The sequence below is a fragment of the Paraburkholderia podalyriae genome (assembly GCF_014397785.1).
Taxonomy (GTDB): Bacteria; Pseudomonadota; Gammaproteobacteria; order Burkholderiales; family Burkholderiaceae; genus Paraburkholderia; species Paraburkholderia podalyriae.
Genome location: NZ_VZQQ01000042.1, coordinates 46,758 through 53,175 on the forward strand (window position 1 = coordinate 46,758; position 6,418 = coordinate 53,175).

Here is a 6,418-nt window from a genome sequence, read left to right on the forward strand (position 1 = left end):
TTTTCTCTGTTCCGACGACCCGGGCACGCGCAATGCGCGCCTTTCACGAGGGCCTTGCTCACGGCAAATTCGCCATGCCGGACGCAAAGGCCGTTGGTTTGCGGGGTTATTCCAACTCGCCTACAATCGAGTGCTCGATAGCGTCATCCGCAGACTCCCCACAACAGATACAGAGAAGGAAAGCACCATGGAACATACGCTCCCGCCGCTGCCGTTCGCGAAAAACGCGCTCGCTCCGCACATGTCGGAAGAGACGCTCGAGTTTCACTACGGCAAGCACCATCAGACCTATGTGACCAACCTGAACAATCTGATCAAGGGCACGGAATTCGAGAAACTGTCGCTGGAAGAGATCGTCAAGAAGTCGTCGGGCGGTATCTTCAACAATTCGGCTCAGGTGTGGAATCACACGTTCTTCTGGAACAGCCTGTCGCCGCAAGGTGGCGGCGCACCGACCGGCGCGCTGGCTGACGCGATCAATGCGAAGTGGGGTTCGTTCGACAAGTTCAAGGAAGAGTTTGCAAAGACCGCTGTCGGCACGTTCGGCTCTGGCTGGGCATGGCTCGTGAAGAAGGCTGATGGTTCGCTCGATCTCGTGTCGACGAGCAACGCCGCCACGCCGCTCACCACCGACGCCAAGGCACTGCTGACGATCGACGTGTGGGAGCACGCTTACTACATCGACTATCGCAATGCGCGCCCGAAGTTCGTCGAAGCGTACTGGAACATCGTCAACTGGGACTTCGCAGCGAAGAACTTCGCTTGAGATTGCTGTAGCGTGACAATATAGTTTGGAAAGTGCAATAAAGATTGGAAAATCCGAACCAGGTGCCGCAATAAAGTTTGGAAACGGTAGTAAAAATGAAAGCCCTCTGACATGAGGGCTTTCTGCTTTCTGGGCAAAACCATCCGTTGACGCTCGGTGCCCGGTCCATAAATGTTGTAGCAACACCATCCGCCCCAATATCAGGCAGGCCGACGACAATTTGAATAGCTGGCTCAAGCACAACCCGCTTGCGCTCAGAGTGTAAAGACCGACGCCGTCGCCGGCGTATAGGATCCGCCGCGTCCAATCGGCGTCACGGCAGCCAGCCGGCCGCAGTTCTTGAGGTTTGTTCGTTCTTGAGGTTTGTTCGTTCTTGAGGTTTGTTCGTTCTTGAGGTTTGTTCGATGCCTGCCCATGTCCGTGGACTCGGGGTGCGCGCCGGCGCGTGCAGGCAGGCGTTGAATAAACCTGAAGGGAGGAAACCGCGGAGTGCTCTGATGCAATGGGAGTCTTCGGGGCTATGGCGATTGATTGCCCGGGATGGCGAGCGGTGTTGCGGGATGCGTGGTCAGGCGGGATGCTGGCTGAGGGCTGATGCTGTGCCGAAGCGGTGCAGTGGCGCCGTCGTGATGGCGGAACGGACGTGCAAGGGCCTGTGCGAAGCGACAGACGCAAAGGTCTGCTCGTGGGCCGCGTTGCCGCAAAGCCGAGGGTCGGGTTGTTCGTCCTGGAACAGTGGCGCTCATATCTCGCCCCGGCGCGTGGGTGGTGCGCGAATCGGTGCAGTGCGCGCAAGGATATCGATGACGATCATCGGCGCGCCGCAGTGCCGGCAGATGAAGGCCGGCCGAGTTTCAACGAGAGTCTCTTCGGGTGATGTGTTGACCTCCGCCGCGACGTGCAGCAGTTCGCGGACCTTCGCGAGACTGGTGCGGCGCACCGGGTTGGCGAGCAGCCCGTAGTGACGGATGCGATGGAACCCGCCGGGCAACACATGAAGCATGAAGCGGCGCATGAACTCGCCGGCTTCGAGGGTCATGGTCTTGTAGCGGGTGTGCCCCTTCGCACGGTAGTCCTTCCAGCGGAAGGTCACGCCGCGTTCATCGAATGCAAGCAGGCGCTGGCTGGAGATCGCGACGCGGTGCGTATAGCGCGACAGGTACGCGAGCACTGCTTCGGGTCCTGCAAAGGGACGCTTTGCGTAGACGACCCATTCGCAGGCACGCAGCGGCGCAAGCCACACGTCAAAGACAGCTGGGTCGGCAAGTTCAGCGTACTGGCCGAAGAACTGCAGGTGGCCATGCCGGTGCGCGTCCGTGAGCGCTTCGAGGAAGCGCCTGCGGAACAGGCGCGAGAGCACACGTACCGGCAGGAAGAAGCCGGGCCGGCATGCGATCCACCGCTGACCATCGGGCGACAGCCCACCGCCGGGGACGATACCGTGTACGTGCGGATGATGCGTGAGTGCCGAGCCCCAGGTGTGCAGCACGAGCGTCGCGCCGATCTGGGCGCCGAGGTGCTTCGGATCAGCGGCAATGGTGCATAGCGTTTCGGCGGCGATATCGAACAGCAGCCCGTAGATGACGGCCTTGTTGTACCAGGCGATGGCACTGATGGGCGCGGGCAGCGTGAAGACGACATGGTAGTACCCGACCGGAAGCAGATCGGCCTGGCGTGCCTGGAGCCAGCGATGCGCAGCACTGCCCTGGCACTTCGGGCAATGACGGTTGCGGCAGGTAACGGAGTGCACTCCGTTACCTGCCTTATGGGAAGTTCTGTCTAACGGGGAGTTGCAGATCAGATTCGACACGAATGCGGCTGGCCGCGTCGGTTTTGGTGTCTGGTTGGTCGCCGGTCAACTCCCCATAAAATCTCGGTTCTTCTTTGCTATGGTCGTCTGGCCTTCCCCGGCAACCCTCATAGGAGGACGTGATGCTAGACACCTACCTGGTAGCACCCAAAACCCTGGAACGCCTGCGCTCGGGGCCCAGCGGAGCCTTCATTGATGACTTTGCTGATGCGCTCGAACGGGACGGATACTCCGCGGCCAGCGCCGTACGTTATCTGCGAGCCGCCGACCATCTGGGCCGCTTCATGCTGGCGCACGGCGGCACCCTGGCCGATGCGGATCCACAGACTCCAGAAATCTTCTATCGTCATCTGCCTACCTCCGGAAGCAAAAGGAGGTAAAGCCAACCACCATCTGTATTTCGGTGCCAAGCGCTTTCGCGAATACCTGATTGAGATCGGCGTCTGCCAGGACAACAAGCCCTCGATTGCCGAGATTCGAGAGCCGGCAATCGTGAGCGGTTTCCGGCGATGGTTGCACACGCACCGAGGCGCGAAAGCGTCGACCATTCGGCTCTACTGTCGTGATGCCGCAGTGATGGTGGAGGTGCTTGGTAGCAATGCGACCCAGTGGGACGCAAAGCACATGCGCACGTTCCTGTTGAACAGTGCCTGCAACTGTGGCATCGGTACCGCAGAAAAGCTGGTCACCAGCGCGCGGGCCTTCCTCCGTTATCTCGGTGTTCAGGGTTTATGTCGAGCCGGACTCGATCAAGCGGTTCCGGCGTTGGCGCACTGGCGCCTGGCGACACTGCCACGGTGTCTGAGCGCTGACGAAGTTGACCGTCTGATTGCCGCATGCGATGGCAATTTACACGGGCGCCTTCGCGATCGCGCGATTGTCCTGTTGCTGGTACGACTCGGGGTCCGCGCTGGTGACCTGGCGAACCTTCGCATGAGCGATATCGAATGGGAAACCGGGACACTGCGCGTCTCGGGAAAGGGGCGCTATGAAGTTCGTCTACCGCTGCCGCAGGATGCCGGTGAAGCACTTCTGCGGTACATCGAGTCGCGACCTCGAGTTGCCTGCAGCGACCACGTCTTTGTTCGAAACATCGCCCCCTTCAAGCCGTTTATCTCAGGCGATTGCATATCGTCGGTAGTGAAGCGCGCACTAAAACGTGCCGGGGTGAGTTCGCCCGCCAAAGGCGCCCATCTGCTGCGCCACACAGCGGCGACCGAGATGTTACGTCATGGGCTTCCCCTCGACCAGATTGGCCAGGTCCTGAGGCATCGCGGCATCGACACCACGGCCTATTACGCCAAGGTCGACGTCGCGCTGCTCAGGCAAGTCGCGCAGCCATGGCCGGAGGTGACGAAATGATGCCGGCCGTGGAGTCCTATCTTGCCGCGCGGCGTGCGGCCGGCTTCAAACTATTGAACGCAGACTATCTGTTGCACAGCTTCGCGTGCTTTGCCGGCAAGCGCGGTGAAACGCACGTGCGCGCGCAAACTGCAATCGACTGGGCCGCCGAGGCTGCGTCGGTGGCCCAGCGTGACGCGAGGCTAAAGACCGTGTGTCGGTTCGCCCGGTATCTGCGTACCGAAGATCAAAACCATGAGCTGCCGCCCGCCCGGTACTTTGGCTACCGAAAGACACGCCGTGTCCCGTTCATCTACTCGCGCGCCGACATCAAGCGCCTGGTCAACGCAGCCTTGCAATCGGGTCCTCGCGATATGTTGCAACCACAAATGTATGCGACATTAATCGCCCTGCTATCAGCCACGGGCATGCGGATCTCTGAGGCCCTGAACCTGCGGCGTGCCGACATTACCCCCGAAGGATTACTCATTCGAAAGAGCAAATTCCAGAAGACCCGTCTGGTTCCACTTCACGAGACGGCGGCGGAGGGTTTGCAGGGGTACTTGACCCTGCGGCTGCAGGCCCGTCCGGGTGACGACCATGTGTTCGTTGATGACGATGGTCGACCACTCAGATATACGGTCGCTTACTGGATGTTCCAGAAGCTGTTGAAGATTGCCGGCATCGGCACCACCCACAACGGCCACCGTCCCCGCCTGCATGAGCTCAGGCACACGTTCGCCGTCAGGGCACTGGAGGTGAGCCCGGAAGGCCGGGACCGCGTTGGGCGGCACATGTTGGCCCTTGCGACCTACATGGGTCACGTCAACATCAACGCCACCTATTGGTATCTGGAGGCTACTCCCGAGCTTCTGCATGACATTGCTGTCGCCGCAGAGGGGTTTCTCACTGGAGAACAGAAATGATCCCGATCGCACCGCACATTGTGGCATTTCTTCGTCAAACCTTGCTCATGAGAGAGGCGCCAGCCAACACACCTGCGACTCCTATGCTTGCACCTTTCAGCTCCTGTTCGAGTTCGCCGCCGGGCGACTCAGGATGACGCCGTCGTCGCTAGCGCTGGAGCAGCTCGATGCGAGACTGATCAGCGACTTCCTGGAGTATCTGGAAGATACGCGCCAGAACTCGCCTGGGACTCGCAATGTCCGGCTGGCTGCAATCAGGTCATTCTTCCACTTCCTTGAGTATCGCGAGCCCGCGATCCTCGAACAGGCGCGACGAATCCTGGGCATTCCCTACAAGAAAACTGATTCCCGGTTAGTGCCGTATCTGGGCGAGGAAAAGGTTCGGGCCCTGCTCGATGCGCCCGATCCGTCAACGCGCGAGGGGATCCGGGACCGGGCGATGCTGCATCTGGCCATCTGCGCTGGACTGCGTGTATCGGAACTGACGGGTTTGCAAGCCGCCGATGTTGTGTTCCCGTCGATGAGCATCCGTGTTCACGGCAAGGGTCGGCGCGAGCGCGCGTTGCCCCTGTGGAAAACGACCGCTAATGCATTGCGTGCCTGGATGGTGGTACGGGGAACCGTTGCAGTACCGGAATTGTTCGTCAATGCTCGCGGTGAAGCAATGAGTCGCTGGGGTTTCGCGTATATCCTTAAATGCCACGCTGAGACAGCTCGTCATACGTGTCCCTCGCTATCGAAGAAGCAGGTATCACCACACGTGTTGAGGCACACCTGCGCAATGATAGTACTACGAAGCACTCAGGATATTCGGAAAGTGTCCTTATGGCTCGGGCATAGCGATCTGGCGACCACTGAAATCTACACTCGCGCTGATCCAACTGAGAAGCTCGAAGCCCTCAACGCGATCGTCCCACCGCATCTGCGCAGGGGTTCGTTTCGGCCATCCGATAAGGTAATCGCCATGCTCAGGGCCAAGCTTTAATGGAGAGTCAATGGGGGTGGGGAGTCCGCTTCGCGCTAGCTCCGGGGCATCCTCTCCCCGTTAGACAGAACTTCCCATAAGGCAGGAGTTGTAGGCAACCTCGATCCGGTCGCAGCCGGCGCAGCGCAGCACATGCCCCCCCAGTGCCGCACTGCGGCACTGTTCGATGGCCGACATGACCTTCAACTGCCCCAGGCTCAGCGCTACCGTGCGCCGCCACGCCGGCCCGCAGGCGCGGAAGATATCCGCGACCTCCAGCACGGGGTGCTCCGCGTGCGGCCGGGCTAGCCGGCGGGCAGGCGGTCCAGCGGACTGACCACCTTGCGCAGGAGGTCAGTGGCAACCTGGGTATAGAGCGTGGTGGTCTCGATCTGCCTGTGCCCAAGGAGCACCTGGATCACGCGGATATCCTCCTTCTGTTCCAGCAGGTGCGTGGCAAAGGAATGCCTCAGCGTGTGCATGGATACGCGCTTGTCGATGTTTGCGGTCTCGGCGGCCGCATGGATGGCGCGGGTCAGTTGCCGCGTGCTGAGCGGGTCGATCGGATCGAGGCCCGGAAAGAGCCACCCGCCATCGAGCATGCAGCCCTG

General features: G+C 60.5%; 6 protein-coding genes and 2 pseudogenes. 5 read left to right on the top strand and 3 right to left on the bottom strand.

Translation table 11 applies throughout. From position 1 onward, the window contains the following. Window positions 1-187: 187 nt before the first annotated feature. Complete coding sequence (gene sodB / locus F6X42_RS31350; protein ID WP_187637910.1) at window positions 188-766, top strand: superoxide dismutase [Fe]; 579 nt, start codon at window positions 188-190, stop codon at window positions 764-766. Window positions 767-1,508: 742 nt separating this feature from the next. Here the strand turns inward: sodB and F6X42_RS31355 are convergent. Continuing rightward, a pseudogene (locus F6X42_RS31355) lies at window positions 1,509-2,516 on the bottom strand (IS91 family transposase); the annotation flags it as partial. A gap of 182 nt (window positions 2,517-2,698) precedes the next feature. Here F6X42_RS31355 and F6X42_RS31360 point away from each other — a divergent pair. From F6X42_RS31360 to F6X42_RS31375, 4 genes are read left to right on the top strand one after another with little or no spacing between them, the layout of a single operon-like run. Further along, window positions 2,699-2,956 (top strand): hypothetical protein, encoded by a 258-nt coding sequence (locus F6X42_RS31360; protein ID WP_187637911.1) that lies wholly within the window; start codon window positions 2,699-2,701, stop codon window positions 2,954-2,956. Continuing rightward, a complete protein-coding gene (locus F6X42_RS31365) occupies window positions 2,889-3,938 on the top strand; it encodes a site-specific integrase (RefSeq protein WP_187637912.1) in 1,050 nt (349 codons plus the stop codon). Before F6X42_RS31360 ends, F6X42_RS31365 begins: the two co-directional genes overlap by 68 nt. Next, window positions 3,935-4,843 carry a tyrosine-type recombinase/integrase gene (locus tag F6X42_RS31370; RefSeq protein ID WP_187637913.1) on the top strand — a complete coding sequence of 303 codons (909 nt, stop codon included), beginning with the start codon at window positions 3,935-3,937 and terminating at the stop codon, window positions 4,841-4,843. The genes F6X42_RS31365 and F6X42_RS31370 overlap by 4 nt, the downstream gene beginning before the upstream one ends. Beyond that, window positions 4,794-5,828, top strand: coding sequence for a tyrosine-type recombinase/integrase (locus tag F6X42_RS31375; protein WP_246530307.1), 1,035 nt, complete (start codon window positions 4,794-4,796; stop codon window positions 5,826-5,828). Before F6X42_RS31370 ends, F6X42_RS31375 begins: the two co-directional genes overlap by 50 nt. Before the next feature lie 81 nt (window positions 5,829-5,909). Here the strand turns inward: F6X42_RS31375 and F6X42_RS31380 are convergent. Together F6X42_RS31380 and F6X42_RS31385 are read right to left on the bottom strand one after the other, a co-directional pair. Next, window positions 5,910-6,089: pseudogene (locus tag F6X42_RS31380) on the bottom strand (transposase zinc-binding domain-containing protein); the annotation flags it as partial. Between the two features lie 23 nt (window positions 6,090-6,112). Continuing rightward, window positions 6,113-6,418 (bottom strand): tyrosine-type recombinase/integrase (locus F6X42_RS31385; protein WP_187637914.1); only part of this gene is annotated, 306 nt, incomplete at its 5' end.